Origin of the sequence: Arthrobacter sp. MMS18-M83 (assembly GCF_026683955.1) — a bacterium.
Taxonomy (GTDB): Bacteria; Actinomycetota; Actinomycetes; order Actinomycetales; family Micrococcaceae; genus Arthrobacter.
The window spans coordinates 1,122,544-1,143,750 of the sequence record NZ_CP113343.1 but is presented as its reverse complement, the minus strand read 5'-3'; the positions used below and the strand labels follow the sequence as shown (position 1 = coordinate 1,143,750).

Below are 21,207 nucleotides of genomic sequence, written 5' to 3'. Positions count from 1 at the left end.
AGCCTAGCGTGATTTTGAGGGTTCCGCCCATATTGATGGGGGATTCCGTGTGTGAGAGGGCCTGTCTTTGTAGGGTTGCTACAAAGTCTGGAAATCGGCCGCGGGGCCGGCGACCCGGACCGACTTCTATTCGCTGATCGCAGCGGAGCCGTTCTGAGTCCAAAGTTCGGTGATTCCAACGTTCGCTTGTCCGAGCAGATCGCGGAGAGTCGAGATGGAGAGCCCGACGACGGCGTGCGGGTCGCCGTCGACCTTGCGAATGAACGCCCCGCCCAAGCCGTCGATCGTGAACGAACCCGCGCAGTGCAAGGGCTCGCCCGTCGCGATGTAGGCGTCGATGTCCTCCTCGCTCATTTCCACAAAGTGGACTTCTGCGCTGGATACCGCCCCGACCGTTGCGCCTGTGCCGTCGGCCGTCCCGCCGTCGTCGTCCAAGTCCGCTGCGGTATCGCGACAGTCCACCAGCCAGTGCCCGGTGTGGAGCACTCCCTTGGACCCACTCATGCGCAGCATCCGTTCCCTGGCCACGTCCACCGTGTACGGCTTCCCATGCGATTCGCCGTCGAACTCGAACACGGAATCGCAACCGATCACCAGCGCCCCCTCGGCGTCGGGCATGGAGGCGACAGCCTCGGCCTTCGCGCGGGCCAGGAGGAGCGCGGTGTCGTGCGCGTCGGTCACCCCGTACCGGGCTTGCACGGCGTCCTCGTCCACGTCCGAGACGAGTACCTCGTGGTGGATGCCGGCGTCCGTGAGGAGCTTGGTGCGGGCGGGGGACTGGGAAGCCAGGATCAATCGGGTCACGGCTCAAGCGTAGTACGCGACGCCCCACCCCGACGCTCGCTCCCTTATGACGTGTTCCACCCGACGCTCGCTCCCTTATGTGGGTGTTTGGCCCGACGCTCGCTCACTTATGCCCGCCCATCCGGTCAACGCTCCTTCAGATATGACCCCAGGGTGGACATGTTCCTTGAACCTAGGTGAGGGAGGGTTTGGGAAAAGCGCGCTAAAGGTGAGGGAGGGTTTTAGAAAAGGCGCCATGGGTGAGCGAGGGTTTCGGGAAAGTGCGCTAAAGGTGAGCGGGCGTCGCTTCTGAACCCAGAACCGCCGCCCGCTCTGACCCAACCAGACGCTTAGTGGACCAGCTCCTTGGCGCCGCCTGCCGCCGTCGTGCGCTCCAGCTTGGCGCCTTCGACGTCGACGTCGGGCAGGATCCTGGACAGCCACCGCGGCAGCCACCAGGCTTTCTCGCCCAAGAGGTACATCACGGCCGGAACGATGGTCATCCGCACCACGAACGCATCCACGAGCACGCCGAACGCCATGGCGAAACGGAGCGGCCGCACCATGGTCAGGTGGCTGAAGATGAAGCCGGCAAACACGCTGACCATGATGATGGCAGCGGCCGTGACCACCGCTGCGGCGTGGCTGAAGCCGCTTCGGACCGCCTGCTTCGCGTTCTCACCGTGCATGAACGATTCACGCATGCCTGAGGTGATGAACACCTGGTAGTCCATGGCCAGGCCGAACAGAACACCGATCAGGATGATCGGCAGGAAGCTCAGCACGGCTCCGGGATTGGGCACGTCGAATACGGTGCCCAGCCAGCCCCACTGGTACACGGCCACCACGGCGCCGAACGCTGCCGCGAGCGAGAGCAGGAAGCCTCCCGTGGCGAGCAGCGGGACCACGATGGAACGGAACACCAGCAGGAGCAGGATCAGCGAGAGCCCGACGACGATCGCCAAGTACGGGGGCAACGCGGCGCCGAGCTTCGCGGAGACGTCGATGTTGCCGGCCGTCTGCCCGGTCAATCCAATGATGGCGCCGGTAGCCTGCTGAATTTCGGAACCCTTGGCGCGCAATTCCGAAACCACCTGGACGGTACTGGCACTGGCAGGCCCGTCCTTGGGGATGACCTGGAAAACGGCGGTGCGGTGATCTTGGCTGAGGGCCACCGGGACGGCCGCCACGACGTTGTCGACGCTGCGCAGCTTGTCCGCTACGTCGAACTGCTTGGTCTTAGCCTGGTCGTCGCTCAGTCCTGACGGAAACGTGCCGACAACCACGATGGGTCCGGTCATGCCCTCGCCGAAGCTCTGGCGGGTGAGGTCATAGGCCTTGAACGCTTGCGAGTCGACCGGTTCCGAACCGCCGTCGGGCAACGCGAGGCGCAGCTGGGAGGCCGGGAGGGCCAGCACCCCGAGGAGCACCACTCCGGCAAGCAGCGAGATGACCGGATGGCGGGTCACGAGGCCGCCCCAACCGCGGCTGCTCCGGCGCTGGTCCTCGGCGCGGTCCGCCGAGGCGTGGTCCGGTTCGGCGTTGTGGCGCTCGGCTTTGGCCCAGGCCGGCTTGGAGATCAGCTTCCGGCCGACCAGCGAGAGGACTGCCGGGGTCAGCGTGAGGGAAACGACGACGGCGACTGCCACGGTCGCGGCGGCAGACAGGCCCATGACGGCCAGGAACGGAAGCCCGGGAACCACCAATGCGGCAAGGGCGATGACGACGGTGAGGCCGGCAAAAAGGACTGCGTTGCCTGAGGTGCCGGTGGCGAGGGCTACGGACTCCTCAGCGTCCATCCCCGAAAGCAGCTGGCCGCGGTGCCGGTTGACGATGAAGAGGGAGTAGTCAATCCCGACGGCGAGGCCCAGCATGAGCGCGAGCATCGGGGAAATGGAACTCATGTCGACGACGCCGGTAAGGGCAAACGTTCCCCCTACGCCCACGGCCACGCCAATGATCGCCATGAGGAGGGGCAAGCCTGCGGCGACAAGCGTCCCAAGCATCACGATGAGGGCGATGGCCGCCACTGCGATGCCGATGATTTCCGACACACCGAACAACTGTGAGACGTCTTCGGTGATTTCCTTGCTTGCCAGTGCTGTGACACCCGCTGAGGAGACTCCGTGGACGATGTCCTGGACTTGCTGCCGGACGGCGGGGGTCAAGCCGTTGATGGAGGTCTTGAACTGGACCTGGGCGATCGCCGCTTTGCCGTCTGCGGAGACGAATCGCATGCCTTGGGACGCCGCGACCTGGCGTTTGGCCAGGGCAAGGGCGGCGGCACCATCAGCGGCTTGTTTCTGGCCTGCTTCAAGTTTTTGGCGCCCGGCCAGGAGTTCGGCCTTTTGCGGGGCAAGTTGGGCCTGGATCTGTGCGGCAGGCATACCCGCAGCGGTCATTTGCTGCTCTGCGGCCTTGATCTGGGCATCGCCAGCATCGAGGGTGGCCCGGGCCTTGTCCAACTCAGCCTGCCCGGCGGCGGCTTTCTGTTCGCCGGCAGCAAGATCGGACGGTGCCTTGTCCAACGTGGCTTGAGTTGTGAAGGGATTGACGGTGGACTGCACATCCGGCAGTTTTTCCAGCTTGGCGAGGGCCGACGCAATGGCGTCCTTGCCGGCTTGGTTGAATCCGGCGTCGCTGGCTTCGAAGACGATCCCCGCGGAACCACCCGAGGAGGCCGGAAGTTCCTTTTTGAGTTTGTCCAGCATCTGCTGGGTCTCGGTGCCTGGGATCTGGAAGTTGTTGGACATGGTGCCGTGGAAGGCAGCTGCGGAGCCGCCGACGGCGACGAGCACGGCCAGCCAGAGGGATATCACCAGCCAACGGTGACGGTAGGAGAACTTACCAAGACGGTAGAGCAGGAGTGCCATATCGGAACCGATCTGTCGGTGTGTGGTTATGCCGAGTGTTGAGGGTCAGCCGAGGGCTGGGTGGCGTGGGAAGCCGGGTCATGCGACGCCGGGCTTTGAGGGCCGGGCGCTGTGAAGCCTGAACCGAGCAGGCCAATGGCGTCGATCAGGTGCTGCCGCAGGCTCGCCAGGGATTCGGGGGAAAGATCCGGGCCGCGTTGCTCGAACCAGACACTCATGGCTGCCTTGCCGCACGAAATGATGGATCCGGCGAGGGCCCGCAAATAGAGCTCATTGACATCCGGGCCGAGGCGATGGCGGGCGGCGTCGATGATCTGCGTGGTGCAGTGGTCCCAGGCTTCGAGTTCGGAACGTACCAGGGCACGGTTGTCGTGGGTGAGGCTGAAGAGCTCGGCCATGGGAGAGACCGTCATGGGGTCAGCCAGCGCCATGAGGGCGGCCCGGGCGGAATCGAGGATGGGTTCGTCGGAAGGGCGCAGGCGGAATTGTTCCAGGGCGTGGTCCAGGAAACCTTCAGTCACCGACGCCAAAGCGGCTTCGAGGCTGGGGAAGTAGTTGAAGAAGGTACGCCGGGATACGCCGGCCGCTTCCGCGATGTCTTCCACCGTGAAATTGCCAACGCCCCTGCTGCGCAACACGGCGAGGGCTGCGTCCGCGATCGCTTGGCGGGTGGCCACTTTGTTCTGTTCCCGGCGCGAGGGAATGGCAGTGGTTTCGGAAATTGTCACTTATTTACACTAAGTGCAACTTTGCACTCCGGGCAAGTTAAATCTTGGTTCATCAAAACCAAACGGCCGGCAACGCTTATGCGTTGCCGGCCGTTGCTGACTGCCTTACGGCTGGAAAGGTTGCTGGGGAGAGTGCGGAGCGGGCTGCTGGTACTCTCCCGGCGCTGCTCCCGGCGTCGCGGGCTGTTGTGCTGATTGCTGACCTGCGGCACTGGTCAGGTAGATCGATTGGCCTGTGGCGCCGGGCTCGCCTTCGGCCAGGGGGATGGCGAAGACCGCCGTGCCACAGGCGCACACTTCGGTCCAGTTGCCGCCCATCTCGGACGTGTCGAAGCGCATGGCCACGATCGCGTTGGCACCGCGCTGCTGTGCCTCGTTGACCATGCGGGCCATGACTTCCTGGCGGCTTTCATAGAGTGCCTTGGTCATTTCAGGCAGCTCTCCGCCGCCGAGGGAGCGGAAACCGGCCAACATTTGGGAGCCGATATCCCGTGAGCGGACGGTGAGGCCCATGACTTCGCCAAAGACGGCGTCGATCCTGTGGCCCGGAATCTTGTTTGAGGTGACAATCAGCATGGACAGAGCCTATCCAGAATGCACCACTTCTCACTGCTAAAGGACGAATCCCCAGGGCATTCCCCGGGGATTCGTCCGCGCGATGGCGGTCCGCGATGGCGGTCCGCGATGGTTGGCCGCCGCTAGGCGTTGGCGTCCGCGAGTTCGCGACTCGGCAGGCTCCGGAGAACCTCCGTTGTCCTCAGCAGCGAAAGCCTTTCCCTTGTCGTTATGAGCCCTCAAAACGACAACAAATGCGAGTCAGTTAGGTTACCCCAGCAGCGCCCGGCGAAGAGTATCCAGCCCAACGGAGCCGATGTTCAGCGCCTCCGTGTGGAAGGACTTCAGGTCGAACCCGTCGCGGCGTTCGAGTTCGGCCCGGATCTCCTCCCACAGCCGCTGCCCCACCTTGTACGACGGAGCCTGCCCTGGCCAGCCGAGATACCGGGTGAATTCGAACTGGAGCTGGCCCGCGCTGATGGGAAGGTTGGCCTTGAGGAATTCGAAGCCCTTTTCCGAGGTCCATTTGCCGCTGCCCCAACGTTCCGGTACCTGGAGCTCAAGGTGGACGCCGATATCGAACACGACGCGGGCCGCACGCATGCGCTGCATGTCCAGCATGCCCATGTGGTCGCCCGGATCCTTGAGGTAGCCGAGCTCCAGCATGAGCTTCTCGGCGTAGAGGGCCCAGCCTTCGCCGTGTCCGGAGACCCAGCAGACATTGCGCCGCCAGTTGTTGAGGAGCTCACGGCGGTAGACGGCGGTGGCCACCTGGAGGTGGTGGCCCGGCACCCCCTCGTGGAACACCGTGGTGGTTTCGGCCCAGGTGGTGAAGGTGTCTTCGCCTGCGGGGACGGACCACCACATGCGGCCGGGCCGGGAGAAATCGTCCGACGGGCCGGTGTAGTAGATGCCGCCTTCGTCGGTGGGCGCGATGCGGCACTCGAGCGTCTTCATGATGTCCGGGATGTCGAAATGGACGTCGGCCAGTTCGGACACCGCACGGTCGGAGAGCTCCTGCATCCAGGCCTTGAGGGCATCAGTGCCTTTGATCTGCCGGGCTGGATCGTTGTTGAGGATGGCCTTGGCCTCCTCAATGGAAGCGCCGGGCTTGATTTGCTCGGCCACTCGTTCCTGTTCGGAGATGAGCCTGTCGAGTTCCTGCACACCCCAGTTGTACGTTTCCTCCAGGTCCACGGTTGCGCCGAGGAAGGAACGTGAGGCCAGGGCATAGCGCTCGCGGCCCACGGCGTCCTTTTCAGGAGCAAAGGGGAGAAGCTCCGTTTCGAGGAAGGCGGCCAGGCGTAAGTAAGCGGAACGCGCGACGGCGGCACCGGCGTCGAGCTTTTCCTGCAGTTGTGCGGGCAGCGGCTGGCCGTCGATGGCGGCTTCGGCGGCTAGCTTGGCGAAGAAGCCGTCCTCGGCCGCGTACTTGGTGGTTTGTTCGATGACGATCTTGACTTGGCGGACGGCGGAGACCTTCCCTGCGTCCCTCGCGGAACGAAGTGACACCATGTATCCGTCGATCGCTTTCGGGACACTGGCCGCGCGGCCCGCGATGTGCTCCCAGTGTTCGGCAGTATCGGTAGGCATGAGGTCGAAGATCGCGCGGATGGTTTGGGCCGGGGACTCGATGTTGTTGAGGTCCGCGGCGTCCCAGCCGGTCTCGTGGATCTCGAGCGCCAGGCCGAGCCGCTCGCGCATCGCGTCAAGGGTAACGACGTCGGAGGCGTCCGTGGGTTCGAGCGTGGCCAGTTCGTCGAGGGTATCGCGTGCTGCCTTGGCGAATGCAGCCGCGCCCGCGGGCGAGAAATCCTGGTATTCGGTTTCGTGTCCGGGCAGGCCGAGGGTGGTGGCGAGGCTCGGGTTCAATGCCAGAAGCGTGTCGGTGTACGCGTCAGCTACGGCGTCGATGGCGGTCTGGGAACGTACCGGAGTGGTGTTTTCAGTAGTCACCCCAAGAGCCTAACGGCGACAAGACTCTTGTGAAAGGGTTGTTGCACTCTTCGGCCAACCCAACTGGCTGGCATTTAATGTCGTAATGAGGCGTCTAAACGACTGTGGAGTCTCATGACTTAATGGACACTTATGTCTCATGACTTCGTGGACAGTGTGTCTCAGGACCTCGTAGACAGACGGGGCGGGTTTGCTCTGGTTCATGAGCAAACCCGCCCCGAAGATCAGTGTCCGTCATGCCGTTGCTACGTGGCCGGCCGATGCGCCACGCGGTGCCGTGAGCGCGTTCTGCACCGAACACGGTGTCTCGCGTGCCTGGTTCTACAAGGTCCGCACGGCGGCCGGACGCGTCGGGCCGGTGAAGGCCCTGGAGATCAAGCGCCCGGTGCCGTTGACCAGCCCGAAAGCCACGGCACCGGCGATGGTCGAACTCCTCCTGGCCACCCGGGCGGATCTTGAGGCCAAGGGGCTGGATCACGGCCCGTTGTCGGTAATCGCAAAGCTGTCCCGGCAAGGCTTCGCCCCGCCGTCCCGGGCGACGGTGGCCAGGATCTTCGACCGGGCCGGTGTCGTGGTGCCCGAGCCGCGGAAGAAGCCCCGCAGCGCCTACCAGCGGTTCGTCTACCCGCAACCGAACGCGTGCTGGCAGATCGACGCGACCGAGTGGCGGCTGGCCGACGGGAAGACCGTGGCGGTCTTCCAGCTCCTCGATGACCACTCCCGCCTGGCCCTGGCCTCCCTGGCGGCCACCGGGGAAACGAGCGAGGCCGCGATCGCCGTCGTCGCCCTGGCCATCGAACGCCACGGCGTGCCGGAGAAATTCCTCTCCGACAACGGCGCGGTCCTGAACCCGACCCGCCGCGGACGCACCGGCGCACTCGTGGAGTTCCTCAAATCCCACGGGGTGGAACCGATCACCGGCAGACCGGGCAAACCCACCACCCAGGGCAAGAACGAACGCTTCCACCGCACCCTGCACCAGTACCTGCACCGCCAGCCGGCGGCCCCGTCGATTCCCGTCCTGCAAGCCCAGATCGATGCCTTCGACCACTACTACAACACCGAACGCGAACACCAGGCCCTGCCCGGGGCCCTGACCCCGCAGGAAGCCTGGGACGCGACCCCGAAAACACCCGCACCGGCCCTCCCGGAACCCGCCATGACCGTTCCGGCACCGGCACAGAGCACGCAACGGCTCGTCAGGAACGACGGCCGCGTTACCGTGCTGGGAACCGCGTTCAACATCGGCCAGGACCAGGCCGGGAGCACCGTGCACATCGTTTACGACCACGCCGAGATCATGTTCTTCGACACCCGCGGCACCGAGATCACCACCCACCCCCTGCCTGTCAAAGGCACCCGCTACGTCGGCAACGGCAAACCCTCAGGCATCGCAGCAGACCCCGCCGGAGCACGCCGGAAACGGACACGCTACCCGCGCCTCAAACCACCCACGGACGAAGTGTCCACGAAGTCATGAGACATCAACCGTCCACAAGGTCATGAGACATGAACTGTCCACGAGGTCCCGAGACATGACAAGGCGTCTAAACGACGTTAACTGCGACCCAGTTGGGTCACCACAGAACTTAGCCCCGGCTGCGCTTCCAAGCGCCCGGCCCCGGCGTGGGGTCCAGGCGCAGTTGCTGCCGCCGTAGCCAGTGCCGCGTGCTGGGCGGTGCGGTTTCGGCTTCCTCCGGCGCTTCGAGGGAGGCGACGACGGCGGCAAGCGCGGCGAGCTCTTCCGGCGTCGGGTTTCCCTTGACCACCGAAAGCAAGGGCTCGGCCGGTGCCGTGTCCGTGGAGTCTGGAAGGTTCTGTTCGGCGCTCACAGGGGGATGTTTCCGTGCTTTTTGGTGGGCAGGCTGGCGCGCTTGTCGCGAAGGGCGCGGAGGCCCTTGATGATTTGCAGGCGGGTCTCCGACGGCGCGATGACGGCGTCGACGTAGCCGAGCTCCGCTGCCTGGTAGGGGTTGAGGAGTTCTTCCTCGTACTGGCGGATGATCTCGGCACGCTTGCCTTCGACGTCGCCGCCGGCTTCGGCGACCGCGGCAAGATCGCGGCGGTACAGGATGTTGACGGCACCTTGGGCGCCCATGACGCCGATCTGTGCCGTGGGCCAGGCCAGGTTGAGGTCGGCGCCGAGCTTCTTGGAACCCATCACGATGTACGCTCCGCCGTAGGCCTTGCGGGTGATGACCGTCAGCTTGGGCACGGTGGCTTCGGCGTAGGCGTAAAGCAGCTTGGCTCCGCGGCGGATGATGCCCTGGAATTCCTGGTCCTTGCCCGGCAGGAAGCCGGGGACGTCCACCAGCGTGATGATGGGAACGTTGAAAGCATCGCAGTGGCGGACAAAGCGGGCGGCCTTTTCCGAAGCGGAGATGTCCAGCGTGCCGGCGAACTGCATGGGCTGGTTGGCGACGATGCCGACAGTGTGGCCTTCAACGCGGCCGTAGCCGATGATCACGTTGGGGGCGTAGAGCGACTGCATTTCGAGGAAATGGGCGTCATCAACGATCTGCTCGATGACCTTGCGCATGTCGTAGGGCTGGTTGGCTGAGTCCGGGATCAGCGTGTCCAAGGCGAGGTCGTCGTCGTCGAGCTCTAGTTCTTGCTCGTGCTCCAGGACAGGGGCCTCGGACAGGTTGTTGGACGGCAGGAAGTCCAGGAGTTCGCGGACGAATTCGATCGCGTCGGCTTCGTCGCTGGCAAGGTAAGTCGAAGTGCCGGTAGTGGCGTTGTGCTGGCGCGCCCCGCCGAGGGTTTCCATGTCCACGTCTTCCCCGGTGACGGTCTTGATGACGTCCGGGCCCGTGATGAACATGTGGGAGGTCTTGTCCACCATCACCACGTAGTCGGTGAGGGCGGGGGAGTAGGCCGCACCGCCGGCGCACGGACCCATGATGAGGGAAATCTGGGGGACGACGCCGGAGGAGTGAACGTTGTTCCGGAAGATGTCGGCGAACATGGCCAGCGAGGCCACGCCTTCCTGGATGCGCGCGCCGCCGCCGTCGTTGATGCCCACCATCGGGCAGCCATTGCGGAGGGCGAATTCCTGGACCTTGACGATCTTCTCGCCGTTGACCTGGCTGAGGGAGCCGCCGTAGACGCTGAACTCCTGGCTGTAGATGGCAACCAAGCGGCCATCAACGGTGCCGTAGCCGGAGACGACGCCGTCACCCAGTGGCTTCTTCTTCTCCATGCCGAAAGCTGTGGAGCGGTGTACGGCCAACGCATCGAACTCTACGAACGAGCCCTCGTCGAGGAGCATGTCGATGCGTTCGCGGGCTGTGTTCTTGCCGCGGGCATGCTGCTTTTCGATGGCTTCGGGGCCGGATGGTTGTTCTGCACGGGCCTGGCGGTCGCGGAAGTCGGCAATCTTTCCCGCTGTCGTTGTCAGATCGTGGCTCATCAAATGTCTCCGGCTCTGTAGCTGATTTACGCTGGCACTGCTTCGTTAGGCATGCGCTCTTAAGTAGCATCCGTACAAAATGCGGGCCCTGTTGGCTAGTCTAATGACGCAAAAGCCACAGACCTCTGTAGAAACCCTACAATTTTCCGACTTCAAGTCGAGCATCAAGCTATGTTACTCTTCGGTAACATCGTTGGGCTACAGTGTCCTCATGACCTCAAGCAACGACGCTTCTGCAAACCCTGCCCATCCCTACCAGGCACGTGGATCACTGAGGGGCCGCACCATCCTGATGTCCGGCGGCAGCCGAGGCATCGGCTTGGCGATCGCCACCCGCGCGGCCCGCGACGGCGCCAACATCGTCCTCATGGCCAAGACCGGAGAACCCCACCCCAAGCTGGAGGGCACGGTCTTCACGGCTGCCGAGCAGTTGGAAGCAGCCGGTGGCCAGGCGCTGCCGCTCGTCGGGGATGTCCGCAACGACGGCGACGTTGCCGCGGCGGTTGCCGCCGCCGTCGAACGCTTCGGCGGGATCGACGTCGTGGTCAACAACGCTTCGGCGATCGACCTCTCCCGCACTGACGCGATTGACATGAAGCGCTATGACCTCATGCAGGACATCAACGTCCGCGGCACCTTCCTGCTGTCCAAGCTGGCGCTTCCAGCCCTGCGGAAATCGACCAACGCCCACATCCTGACCCTTTCCCCGCCGCTGAACCTCGACCCGAAGTGGGCAGGCATGCACTTGGCGTACACCATGGCGAAATACGGCATGAGCCTCACCACGCTGGGTCTCGCCGAAGAACTCAAGAACGACGGCGTGGCGGTCAACTCGCTGTGGCCCTGCACGCTGATTGACACCGCCGCCATCCGAAACATGCCTGGCGGGGAACAGATCGTGCGAGCCGCCCGAGGCCCGGAAATCATGGCCGACGCCGCCCATGCTGTGCTCACCGGGGCGCACCTGACCGCAGACTCGGCCGGTTCAACCAGCAAGACCGGCAACTTCTACACCGACGAACAGGTACTGAGGGCCGCAGGGGTCACGGACTTCAGGCCCTACAGCCTGGGTGCCCCGGAGGAGAAGCTCGTGGCTGACATCTTCCTCTGAGCGGACATCTTCTTCCGGGACCAGCTTGGCTGGATAGGATTCTGTCTATGGACGTCGAACAGCCTGTCAGCAGCGAACCACGTGACCCGCGCTTGGGCCTGGACCGCGATGCCCTGCTTCATCCTGACTTCCTCGCGGCGGCTGGTATTTCGCAACTGAAGATTGTCGAGACCACAGGCTCCACCAATGCCGATCTGCTGCGTGCCGTCACTACGGAACCCAAGGAGTGGGCCGACCTCGCAGTCCTCACCGCAGAGCACCAGACAGCGGGGCGGGGCAGGCTCGACCGCCACTGGGAGTCTCCGGCCCGCTCGGCGATTTCCGTTTCGATCGTCCTGCGTCCCGTCAATGCCCAAGGCCTGCCCGTCGCGACCCAGAGCTACTCGTGGCTCTCCCTGCTGGGGGCGCTCGCCTTGCGGGAGACACTCCTGGAAACGGCTGGCCTTCCCGCCGAGATCAAATGGCCCAACGATGTCCTGGTCCGGGGCAAGAAGATCGCCGGCATCCTGGCCCAGATGGGGCCGATGGGGGACGGATCGGTTCCCGCCGTGATCCTGGGGACCGGCCTCAACGTGACGCTCGGTGAGGATGAATTGCCTGTCCCCACGGCGACGTCCCTCCTGCTCGAGGGCGCAATCACCACGGACCGCACAGTCCTTCTCCGGAGCTACCTTTCCCGCTTTGCAGCCCTGTACCGCAGTTTCTGCAATGCCGACGGCGATCCCACCGCGGGACTGGCCGGCGGCTCGTCCCTGCACAAACGCGTGGAAGCTGTCATGGTCACGTTGGGACGCGAAGTGAAAGCTCATCTGCCGGGCGACCACGAATTGGTGGGGTATGCGTCCAGGTTGGATGAGTATGGTTCCCTTTTGGTGGTGGACCATGGCGGCCGCGAGCACGTGGTGACCGCCGGCGACGTCGTCCACCTGAGGGCTACAGAAAGCGGTTATGCGTAGAGAGCTCCTGCGTGGGGAGCAAGTCATCGTGATCACGCGGCAGCAGCCAAGGATGCTCTTTGGTCCCGTCCTGGCATTCATACTCGTCCCGGCTGCGGCGGCTTTCGCGTGTGCCTGGATCGTCAAGGGTGGACCGGGCAAGGTGCTTCCCCTCATCACAAGTGAGTGGACCCCATGGCTGGAGGGCGCGTGCTTGGCCATTGTGGCGATCGTGCTGCTCAGTTACAGCCTCCCCGCATTCATCCGCTGGCGTTGCATTCGGTACATCCTGACCAGCGGACGGATAGTTGCCCGTTTTGGAATGCTTCGCCGGAGCGACTGGCAGGTGCCCCTGGCCGCGGTGCGCAGCGTGGGGATCAAACAATCGCTGCTCCAACGGATATTGCGCTCCGGGAATATATCCTTGGATACCGGGCACCCTGGCGACGCCGTTCTCGCGGATGTCCCGGAGGTCGGCAAATTCAGGAGTTTCATCCTGGAAGCCATGGCCGAGCTTCCTGCGAGCGTCAGGTTCGGTGACGGAGCCGGCGATTTTGATGGGCCTGGCGGCTACCCGAATGAAGCGTTGCCCTGGGATGTGAGAGAAGGTGGAAGAGATGAGCGTTGACGAGCAGGAGCCTGAGTACATGGACCACGAGCCCGACGCCGTGCCCGAACCTTCCGTGGACCCCGCACCTACGGGAGTCCTCCCCGTCGTGTCCCCGCCCACCGGGGCCCTGTCATCCGAGCGGCTGGCCATCAAGGCGCTTGAAAGCAGGCTGCTAGGCGGCGAACGCAAACTCCGGCGACGTGAAGTGGCTGCCGGCGCAGGTGTCTCCCTGCTGTCCGCCCGCAAACTGTGGCGCGCCCTGGGTTTCCCCAACTTCGGAGACCAGGACGTAGCGTTCACTGAGCGCGACCTCGGCGCACTGTCCACCATTCTTGACCTAGTCCGTGCCGGAAAGCTCACCGAGGAAGCCGCCATTTCCGTGACCCGTGCCATCGGCCAAATGACTGACCGCATGGTGGTGTGGCAAGTCGAGGCACTGATCGAAGACATGGTGATGCAGCAAGGCATTCCCGACGCCGTTGCACGCAAACAGTTGGTCAATGAACTGCCCAACCTCGTGGATGCCATGGAGGAGATCCTCCTGTACTCGTGGCGCCGCCAAATGAACGCCGGCGTGCAGCGCTTGGCCGTCCGCGCCGAAGCGGGCCTGCAGGCCAGCGAGGCGGGCCGCGAGGGCGATGAAGACGATGCCCCGCTGCCGCTGGCGCGCGCCGTGGGCTTCGCGGACCTTGTCTCCTACACGAGCCTCTCCCGCCGCATGAACGAGAAGACGCTGGCCCAGTTGGTCCAGCGCTTCGAGAACAAGTGCGCCGAGATTATTTCCATCGGCGGCGGACGCCTCGTGAAAACGGTCGGCGACGAAGTCCTCTACATCGCCGAGACGCCCACCGCAGGCGCTGAGATCTCCTTGGCGCTCGCCCAAGCCTTCACCGAAGACGAAATCCTGCCGGAAGCCCGCGTGGCCATGGTCTGGGGACGCATCCTTTCCAGGCTCGGCGACATCTACGGCCCTACCGTCAACCTGGCAGCCCGCCTCACCGCGTTGGCGGAACCGGGCACGGTCTTGGTTGATGAGATGACGGCGGCGGCCCTGGGCCAGGACGAACGTTTCGTCCTGGTTCCCCAAACCGCTGAAAACGTTCGCGGCTTCGGGGAAATCCTCCCGGTCCGGCTTGCACGCGGGCTTGGCAAAGGGCTGGTTCTCGACTGATCCCGTGGACACCGTCCTTGGAGTTAACTCTCGGACCGTGGCATAGTCGTCTCCGCCACCCTAGAGCCCACTTTGCTAACCGTGCCTTCCACCGAGGACAAGAATGAATCCACAGTCCGCAGCGACCGCCCCTGAGCCAGGATTCACGCTGAGCTATGGCTACGGGACGGACCGTGGACTCAGTCGGGAAATCAACGAAGACTCGCTCATTGCTGTGGATCCGGTCTTCGCGGTGGCTGACGGCATGGGTGGGCATGAGGCAGGCGAGATTGCCAGCGCATTGTGCGTGCGTACTCTTGGCAGCATGCCGCAATTGGCGGCCGGCGTCCGATCAGCGACGGCCGTCACCCTGCAAGAATGTATCCTTGCCGCCGACTCCCAGATCCGCAATGCCACGGGTGGGCGGGCCGGAACCACGCTGTCCGGAGTCGTCGTCGCCGAGCAATTGGGTGTCCTCTATTGGCTGGTCATGAACATCGGTGACTCGCGGACGTATCGCTTGAGCCGGGGCGATTTCAGCCAAATCAGCGTGGACCATTCGGAAGTCCAGGAACTCGTCGACGCAGGCAGGATCACGCGCGAAGAGGCCACTGTGCATCCGCGCCGCCATGTGGTGACCCGGGCCCTCGGCACCGGCGGCGAAAACGAAGCGGACTTTTGGTTGCTGCCCGTCCAGGAAGGGGACCGGATGCTAATCTGCTCGGACGGACTCACCGGGGAGCTAAGCGACGACCATATGTTCCGGATCCTGAGCACCGTGGGGCAGCCGCAGGAGGCGGTGGATGCCCTCATCCAGGAGGCGTTGCGCAGCGGCGGACGGGACAACGTCACCGTGATCGTGGTGGACGCCAGGATTACATAGAACGACGCCGGAGGCGCAGGTAATCGCTCATGCCGGCAACGCTTTTGGGGGCGGAATTTGCGACACGCCCGGACTTTGTAGGAAGATTCCCGTCAATACCACCCCAACTCCGGGCGGCCTGCGCCGTCCTGCAGAGGTAAACATGACCCAACGCTCCTCCGCGCACTCTGGCGGCGCGCCCCGTGCCGCTGTGCGACGCCCGTTTTCCGTCGTCCTCGCGGGCATTGCCATGGCCATGGTGATGTGCGCTTTCCCATTGCTTTCGGCCCACGCCGAGACCGTCGTCGCTCCCGGCCAGGGACGAGTTTCCCCCACGTCCCCGGCGCCGGCACCTGTACCAACTGAGCCCACGCCGACGCAGCCGAAAGTGGTGGATCCCGCGCCCTCCAAGCCACCCGTCGTCGCCCCGGCGCAGCCCGCTCCGGTGGCACCCGTACCCGCCGAATCCGCCCCCGCGCCGGCTCCCATGACGCAGGTGACCGTCGAACCGGCACCCAGCGTCGCGCCGTCGGAGGCCCCAGCAGCTTCCAACTCGGCGACCCCATCGGCAAGCCCGACGACGGGCAGCGCCTCGCCGTCGGCGTCGTCCAATTGGGATACTCCTGTCCAGGAGGGACTCAAGGCCACTCCGGCGGCTGCGGTCAGTGGCGCCAAGGGTCCGGGTTCGGACATGTTCGGCGTCATTGCCATCATGGGCGGTGTGGTTTTGGTGGCGGCAGGCGGCATAGCGTTCGCTCTGTGGAGCCGGAACCGGTTCTCGCACTGATTCCTGCTTGTCGTCCAGCGGCCTTATTTTGTCGCGGCTTTACGGCAAGATAGGTACGTGAGCACAGCAGAGAGCGAAACCGCAGTTCCGGCCGAATCCGTGCGGGAAGAGTACGAAAACCTCGCAGACCTCGTCCGCAAGTACCGTTACGCGTACTACCAAGAAGACGCGCCGACGGTCTCGGATGCCGAGTTCGATTCCCTGTACCGCCGCCTTGAGGAACTCGAGGCACTGCACCCCGAGCTCGTTTCCAACGATTCCCCCACGCAGGAAGTGGGCGGCGAAGTGTCGGCCGCGTTCGCCGCCGTCGAGCACCTCCAGAGGATGTACAGCCTGGAGGATGTCTTCTCGCTGGACGAGCTCGAGGCGTGGGTCCGCAAGGCCGAGGCGTCGGTCGAGAAGCTGGGCACAACGGTTTCCCGCATTGCGTGGCTGACCGAGCTGAAGATCGACGGCCTGGCGGTGAACCTGCTCTACCGCGACGGCAAACTGGTTCGTGCCGCCACGCGCGGAGACGGCACCACCGGCGAGGACATCACCCACAACGTGCTGACCATCAAGGAGATCCCGCGCCAGCTCAGCGGCAGCGGATATCCCTCCGAGGTGGAAATCCGCGGGGAAGTCTTTATTCCGTCCAAGGCTTTCGCGGAGTTCAACGCGGCCCTGATCGAGGCCGGCAAGGCGCCGCTGGCCAACCCCCGCAATGCCGCGGCCGGTTCGTTGCGGCAGAAGGACCCCGCAGAAACAGCCAAGCGTCCGTTGCGGATGTTTGTCCACGGCATCGGCGCGCGCGAAGGCCTCGACTCCACCAGCCAGTCTGAAACGTACAAGCTGCTGGAAGAGTGGGGCCTGCCGGTCAGCCCGTACCTGAAGGTCCTGGACTCCTTCGAGGAGGTCCTGGACTTCATCAAGCACTTCGGTGAACATCGGCACGACCTCCTGCACGAGATCGACGGCATCGTGGTCAAGATCGACGACTTCGCCACGCAGCGTGCCCTCGGCTACACCTCCCGCGTGCCTCGTTGGGCCGTGGCCTACAAATACCCGCCGGAGGAAGTCCACACCAAGCTGCTGGACATCCAGGTCAACGTTGGCCGCACTGGCCGCGTGACGCCCTACGGAGTGATGGTGCCGGTCAAGGTTGCCGGCTCCACCGTGGAGATGGCCACCCTGCACAACCAGGATGTGGTCAAGGCCAAGGGAGTCATGATCGGCGACATCGTGGTGCTTCGCAAGGCCGGCGATGTTATTCCTGAGATTGTCGGTCCGGTCCTTGCGCTGCGCGATCAGCAGGATCCTCCCGTGCGCGAGTTCGTGATGCCGACTGAATGCCCGTCCTGCCACACGCCCTTGGCTCCGTCCAAGGAAGGGGACGTGGACATCCGCTGCCCCAACGCCAAGTCCTGCCCATCACAGCTGCGCGAGCGTGTTTTCCATGTGGCGAGCCGCGGCGCCTTCGACATCGAGGCTTTGGGGTGGGAAGCAGCCATCGCGCTCACCCAGCCCGCGGAGCCGGAAACCCCGCCCCTTCGTAGCGAGGCGGCCTTGTTCAGCCTCAAGGCGGAGGACCTCGCCGAGGTACGGATCCACCGGGAGAAGCGCTCCAAGGGTGTAGGTACGGGAACCTTCGAATTGGTGCCGTATTTCTACTCCAAGGCCACCGCGAAGACCCCCTCAAAACCCACGGCCACCACGGACAAGCTGTTCAAGGAACTCGAGAAAGCCAAGACCCAACCCCTCTGGCGCGTCCTGGTTGCCCTGTCCATCCGGCATGTGGGCCCCACGGCGTCGCGGGCGCTGGCTACGGCCCTTGGGAGCATGGAAGCCATCCGGGCCGCTTCCGAAGAGGAGTTGGCCAACGTTGACGGTGTCGGCCCCACCATTGCCGCGGCACTCAAGGAATGGTTTGCCGTGGACTGGCACCAGGAAATCGTTGACAGCTGGGCAGCCGCCGGGGTCCGCATGGTTGACGAACGCGACGCCGGCATCCAGCGGAACCTGGAAGGCCTCACCATCGTGGTGACGGGATCGCTGCCCACGCTAAGCCGCGACGAAGCCAAGGAAGCCATCATCATCAGGGGCGGCAAGGCCGCCGGTTCGGTATCCAAGAACACCAGCTACGTGGTTGCGGGCGAGAACGCCGGCTCCAAGCTGGACAAGGCCGAACAGCTCGGCATCCGTATACTCGACGAGGACGGCTTCAGGGCATTGCTCGACGGCGTGCTGGAACCTGCCGGCGGCGGGGAGACAGATGATGAAGACGCAGAAGATTCAGCCCTTGCCGCGATGGAAAATGCCGCCGTAGCCGAATTGGCGTCCGCGTCGGACACGGAAGCTTCCGAATGACGGCCGACGTTTTGGAGCTTCTCGCCGTCGCACGCGCAGCAGCTGAGGCAGGAGCAGAGGTGCTTGCCCGCCGGCCGGCCGGCGGCAACTCGGCCGGGAGTCTCGGCGTCGTCAACAAGGGTGACGCCGGCGACTGGGTGACCGCCTTCGACGTCGCAGCAGAGAACGCAGTGCGGGGCGCCATTACCGCGGCCCGCCCGCACGACGCCATCACGGGCGAAGAGCACGGGACCACCCGGCCCGAGCAGCCCAGTGGCTACCGATGGTCCATCGACCCCCTGGACGGCACCACCAACTTCATCCGGAACATCGTCTACTACGCAACGTCCGTGGCCGTTGCGGATGCCGACGGCGTGTGGCTGGCCGGGGTAGTCAACGCCCCGGCACTGGGACGCATTTACTCGGCCGCACGCGGCCACGGAGCGTGGCTTGAGGAAAATGGCCAGCGCACCCAGCTGAGCGGGCCGTTGCTGGGCCGGACCGGGCTGATCGTGGCATCCGGGTTCAGCTACGATCCCGTCACGAGGGCCGAGCAGTTCGCCGGACTCGGGACCCTCATGGAAGGTTTCGTCGATCTCCGCCGGCTGGGCTCCGCCGCGCTGGATCTCTGCCTCGTGGCCGATGGAACCCACGATGCCTTCGGAGAACGCGGGCTCAACGAACACGACTACGCGGCGGGTGCCCTGATTGCCGAGGAAGCCGGTTGCTGGGTCCGCCGCCCCCGGTTGACCAGCCCGCTGGACGGCGGACCCACGGACGCCGACCGATTGGAAGCCTGGACCTGCGCTGGAACCTTGGAACTCTCGGGCAAGTTCCCGCTGTAGCTCCGGGTCCTGGCGAGCTTTTCCTCGACGCTCCTTCACTTATGTGGGGTTTTTCCTGAACGCTCCTTCACATGTATCTGAGCGAGCGCCGGGGGCTCGGGGTGCATATCTGCAGGGGCGTCCGGGGGCAGGTGCCGCAACCGGAACTGAGGTCCTCGGGTGATAGTTCCGTCACGGAAACGCCGCTTTGGCACCCGTGGCACCTCGGACGCGACTACCATGGATCAGTGCATTCGCAGATTACCGTCCGTCCCGCCCTGCCAGAAGACTACGACGCCGTAGCCCGCATCACGATGGCCTCCTACGTGACAGCCGGCTACTACGGCAGCCCGGACCACCCGTATCTGCAGAAGCTCCGCGATGTGGACGGCCGTGCCCGGCACGCGGATGTTTTCGTCGCCGAGCGCGACGGCCAAGTTATCGGCTCTGTCACCTCGGCCAAGGCAGGCGGCGACTTTTCGGACATCGGGTTCCCGGACGAACTCGAAATGCGTACTTTGGTGGTTGACCCCGAAATGCAGCGCTCCGGAGCGGGACGGGCACTTGTGCAGGCAGTTGTTGAACAGGCACGGTCCATGGAAGGCATCAAAGCCGTTTCCCTCACTACGGGCGCCACTTGGGAAAGCGCTAACGCCCTTTACGCCAAGACCGGTTTCGAGCGCGAGCCCGAACGCGACTGGTTCGTGCCCGGGACCGACATAAAGCTGTTCGTTTACCGGCAGGATGTCCGCCAGCCATAAAGTTTCCTCGTAAACCCCGGCTATCGGGCCGGGTGCGGAAACTGAGAAAGGCGCGGCATGCGCAAGACATTCGGCACGGGTTCGGTCTGGGAACAGACCCTCGGATACTCACGTGCGGTCCAGGTGGACAATACCCTCTTTATTTCGGCCACGGCGGCGTCCGGGCCTGATGGCATCGTGGGCGATGATTTCTACTCGCAGACCAAATACATCCTCGAGAAGCTGGGTGCGGTCCTGGCCGACGCAGGGTTCTCATACGAGGATGTCGTACAGTCCAAGCTGTACCTGACGGACATCAGCAAGTGGGAAGAAGCAGGCCGCGCTCACGGCGAGGTCTTCGGCGAGATCCGTCCCACACTCTCCCTGGTCCACGTCCTGCCGTTCCTCGACCCGGAAATGCTGGTTGAAATCGAACTCGTAGCCCAGAAGAGCGCCTAAGAAGCCCAACTGACTCGCAGTAGATGCCGTTATGACGCCTCGTAACGGCATCTACTGCGAGCTACTTGGGTGAGGTTCGCGCGGGGACGCCGCAGCGATGTTCCGGGCGGCCTGTGGTGCCGTTGCCGTACGTCTTCATGGTGGGTTCGGCCATCGCCCTGTTGGTGAACTTCCCCAAGGTCAAGGAACAAGGCGCGCAGCTGGTGGCCCACGCACCGTCCATTGTCGCCGTGGTCAGCATGGTCATGGCCGCAGCTGTTCTGACCGGTGTCCTCAACGGCACCGGCATGGTCAAGGAAATGTCCGCGTGGCTGGTCCATATCATCCCCGCCGAGATGGGTCCCTTTGTGGCCGTCATCACGGGCCTGCTCAGCATTCCGATGACGTTCTTCACGAGCAACGACGCCTTCTACTTCGGCGTCCTCCCGGTCCTGAGCGAAACCGCCGCGCACTATGGCATCAGCGGCGCAGAAATGGCGCGGGCCTCCATTACCGGCCAGCCCTTCCACCTGCAGAGCCCCCTGGTCCCCGCGATCCTGCTTCTCGTCTCCCTGGCCAAGGTGGAACTCGGAGACCACCACAAAAGGTCCTGTGGCGCACAGCGGTCATCTCGATCGTCATGCTCGCAGTAGGCATGCTGACAGGAGCAATCGGCATCGGGTAAGACACCAATCAGCAACGCGGGGTCACTTACGGCCCATTCCGGACCTCCAGATGGGCCGTAAGTGACCCCGCGTTGTTCGTCCTCCAACCCACGTAGACTAGTCCGGAAAACCATTTGAACTTTGCAGGGGAGATCCATGGCTGCGATCAACCGTGACGACGTCGCGCATCTTGCGCGTCTGGCTCACATTGAAATGAGTGCCGAAGAGCTGGACAGGATGGCCGGCGAGCTTGCCGTCATCGTGGATTCGGTGAAGTCCGTCAGCGAAGCGGCCGGAGACGATGTCCCGGCTACGTCCCACCCGATTCCGTTGAGCAATGTGTTCCGTGAGGACGTTGTGGGCCACACGTTTACCGCTGAGCAGGCGCTGTCCGGGGCTCCGGATTCCTTCGAGGGCCGCTTCAAGGTTCCGGCAATCCTGGATGAGGACTAA

At 64.2% G+C, this 21,207-nt stretch carries 19 protein-coding genes and 1 pseudogene; 13 read left to right on the top strand and 7 right to left on the bottom strand.

The annotated features are described in order from the left end of the window. Window positions 1-126 precede the first annotated feature (126 nt). The 5 genes from OW521_RS05460 to OW521_RS05440 form a co-directional block, all read right to left on the bottom strand. Window positions 127-804 carry a Maf family protein gene (locus tag OW521_RS05460; RefSeq protein ID WP_268023596.1) on the bottom strand — a complete coding sequence of 226 codons (678 nt, stop codon included), beginning with the start codon at window positions 802-804 and terminating at the stop codon, window positions 127-129. 329 nt (window positions 805-1,133) lie between these two features. Further along, on the bottom strand, window positions 1,134-3,656 hold the full coding sequence (locus OW521_RS05455; protein WP_268023594.1) for an MMPL family transporter: 2,523 nt from the start codon (window positions 3,654-3,656) through the stop codon (window positions 1,134-1,136). A gap of 26 nt (window positions 3,657-3,682) precedes the next feature. Continuing rightward, window positions 3,683-4,384, bottom strand: coding sequence for a TetR/AcrR family transcriptional regulator (locus OW521_RS05450; protein WP_268023592.1), 702 nt, complete (start codon window positions 4,382-4,384; stop codon window positions 3,683-3,685). Window positions 4,385-4,489: 105 nt separating this feature from the next. Continuing rightward, on the bottom strand, window positions 4,490-4,960 hold the full coding sequence (locus tag OW521_RS05445; protein ID WP_268023590.1) for a YbjQ family protein: 471 nt from the start codon (window positions 4,958-4,960) through the stop codon (window positions 4,490-4,492). Window positions 4,961-5,209: 249 nt separating this feature from the next. After that, on the bottom strand, window positions 5,210-6,895 hold the full coding sequence (locus OW521_RS05440; RefSeq protein ID WP_268023589.1) for a DUF885 domain-containing protein: 1,686 nt from the start codon (window positions 6,893-6,895) through the stop codon (window positions 5,210-5,212). Window positions 6,896-7,097: 202 nt separating this feature from the next. Between OW521_RS05440 and OW521_RS05435 the strand changes: the two genes are divergently transcribed. Then, a complete protein-coding gene (locus tag OW521_RS05435; protein WP_268023588.1) occupies window positions 7,098-8,375 on the top strand; it encodes a DDE-type integrase/transposase/recombinase in 1,278 nt (425 codons plus the stop codon). Between the two features lie 109 nt (window positions 8,376-8,484). Here OW521_RS05435 and OW521_RS05430 read toward each other — a convergent pair whose 3' ends face one another. Both OW521_RS05430 and OW521_RS05425 read right to left on the bottom strand, forming a co-directional pair. Continuing rightward, the gene (locus OW521_RS05430) at window positions 8,485-8,727 is read right to left on the bottom strand and encodes an acyl-CoA carboxylase epsilon subunit (protein ID WP_268023586.1); all 243 of its coding nucleotides are present in this window, start codon (window positions 8,725-8,727) and stop codon (window positions 8,485-8,487) included. Further along, window positions 8,724-10,307, bottom strand: coding sequence for an acyl-CoA carboxylase subunit beta (locus OW521_RS05425; protein ID WP_268023584.1), 1,584 nt, complete (start codon window positions 10,305-10,307; stop codon window positions 8,724-8,726). The genes OW521_RS05430 and OW521_RS05425 overlap by 4 nt, the downstream gene beginning before the upstream one ends. A 211-nt stretch (window positions 10,308-10,518) precedes the next feature. Between OW521_RS05425 and OW521_RS05420 the strand changes: the two genes are divergently transcribed. The 12 genes and pseudogenes from OW521_RS05420 to gatC all read left to right on the top strand — a co-directional run bounded on the left by OW521_RS05420 (window position 10,519) and on the right by gatC (window position 21,207). Beyond that, a complete protein-coding gene (locus tag OW521_RS05420; RefSeq protein ID WP_268023583.1) occupies window positions 10,519-11,418 on the top strand; it encodes an SDR family oxidoreductase in 900 nt (299 codons plus the stop codon). A 47-nt stretch (window positions 11,419-11,465) separates the two neighbouring features. Next, window positions 11,466-12,374 carry a biotin--[acetyl-CoA-carboxylase] ligase gene (locus OW521_RS05415; RefSeq protein WP_268023582.1) on the top strand — a complete coding sequence of 303 codons (909 nt, stop codon included), beginning with the start codon at window positions 11,466-11,468 and terminating at the stop codon, window positions 12,372-12,374. Continuing rightward, complete coding sequence (locus tag OW521_RS05410; protein ID WP_268023580.1) at window positions 12,367-12,981, top strand: PH domain-containing protein; 615 nt, start codon at window positions 12,367-12,369, stop codon at window positions 12,979-12,981. Before OW521_RS05415 ends, OW521_RS05410 begins: the two co-directional genes overlap by 8 nt. Next, window positions 12,971-14,134, top strand: a complete 1,164-nt coding sequence (locus OW521_RS05405; RefSeq protein ID WP_268023578.1) for an adenylate/guanylate cyclase domain-containing protein — start codon at window positions 12,971-12,973, stop codon at window positions 14,132-14,134. The genes OW521_RS05410 and OW521_RS05405 overlap by 11 nt, the downstream gene beginning before the upstream one ends. A 103-nt stretch (window positions 14,135-14,237) precedes the next feature. Further along, window positions 14,238-14,996 (top strand): PP2C family protein-serine/threonine phosphatase, encoded by a 759-nt coding sequence (locus OW521_RS05400; RefSeq protein ID WP_442781215.1) that lies wholly within the window; start codon window positions 14,238-14,240, stop codon window positions 14,994-14,996. 142 nt (window positions 14,997-15,138) lie between these two features. Then, a complete protein-coding gene (locus OW521_RS05395; RefSeq protein ID WP_268023577.1) occupies window positions 15,139-15,762 on the top strand; it encodes a hypothetical protein in 624 nt (207 codons plus the stop codon). Between the two features lie 57 nt (window positions 15,763-15,819). Then, on the top strand, window positions 15,820-18,108 hold the full coding sequence (gene ligA / locus OW521_RS05390) for an NAD-dependent DNA ligase LigA (protein ID WP_268023575.1): 2,289 nt from the start codon (window positions 15,820-15,822) through the stop codon (window positions 18,106-18,108). Next, window positions 18,105-18,932 carry an inositol monophosphatase family protein gene (locus OW521_RS05385; RefSeq protein ID WP_268023574.1) on the top strand — a complete coding sequence of 276 codons (828 nt, stop codon included), beginning with the start codon at window positions 18,105-18,107 and terminating at the stop codon, window positions 18,930-18,932. Before ligA ends, OW521_RS05385 begins: the two co-directional genes overlap by 4 nt. A 227-nt stretch (window positions 18,933-19,159) precedes the next feature. Beyond that, window positions 19,160-19,672 carry a GNAT family N-acetyltransferase gene (locus tag OW521_RS05380; RefSeq protein WP_268023572.1) on the top strand — a complete coding sequence of 171 codons (513 nt, stop codon included), beginning with the start codon at window positions 19,160-19,162 and terminating at the stop codon, window positions 19,670-19,672. 57 nt (window positions 19,673-19,729) lie between these two features. Further along, window positions 19,730-20,110 carry a RidA family protein gene (locus OW521_RS05375; RefSeq protein ID WP_268023570.1) on the top strand — a complete coding sequence of 127 codons (381 nt, stop codon included), beginning with the start codon at window positions 19,730-19,732 and terminating at the stop codon, window positions 20,108-20,110. Window positions 20,111-20,223: 113 nt separating this feature from the next. After that, a pseudogene (locus OW521_RS05370) lies at window positions 20,224-20,774 on the top strand (SLC13 family permease); the annotation flags it as partial. Between the two features lie 136 nt (window positions 20,775-20,910). Beyond that, window positions 20,911-21,207, top strand: a complete 297-nt coding sequence (gene gatC, locus OW521_RS05365) for an Asp-tRNA(Asn)/Glu-tRNA(Gln) amidotransferase subunit GatC (RefSeq protein WP_078105822.1) — start codon at window positions 20,911-20,913, stop codon at window positions 21,205-21,207.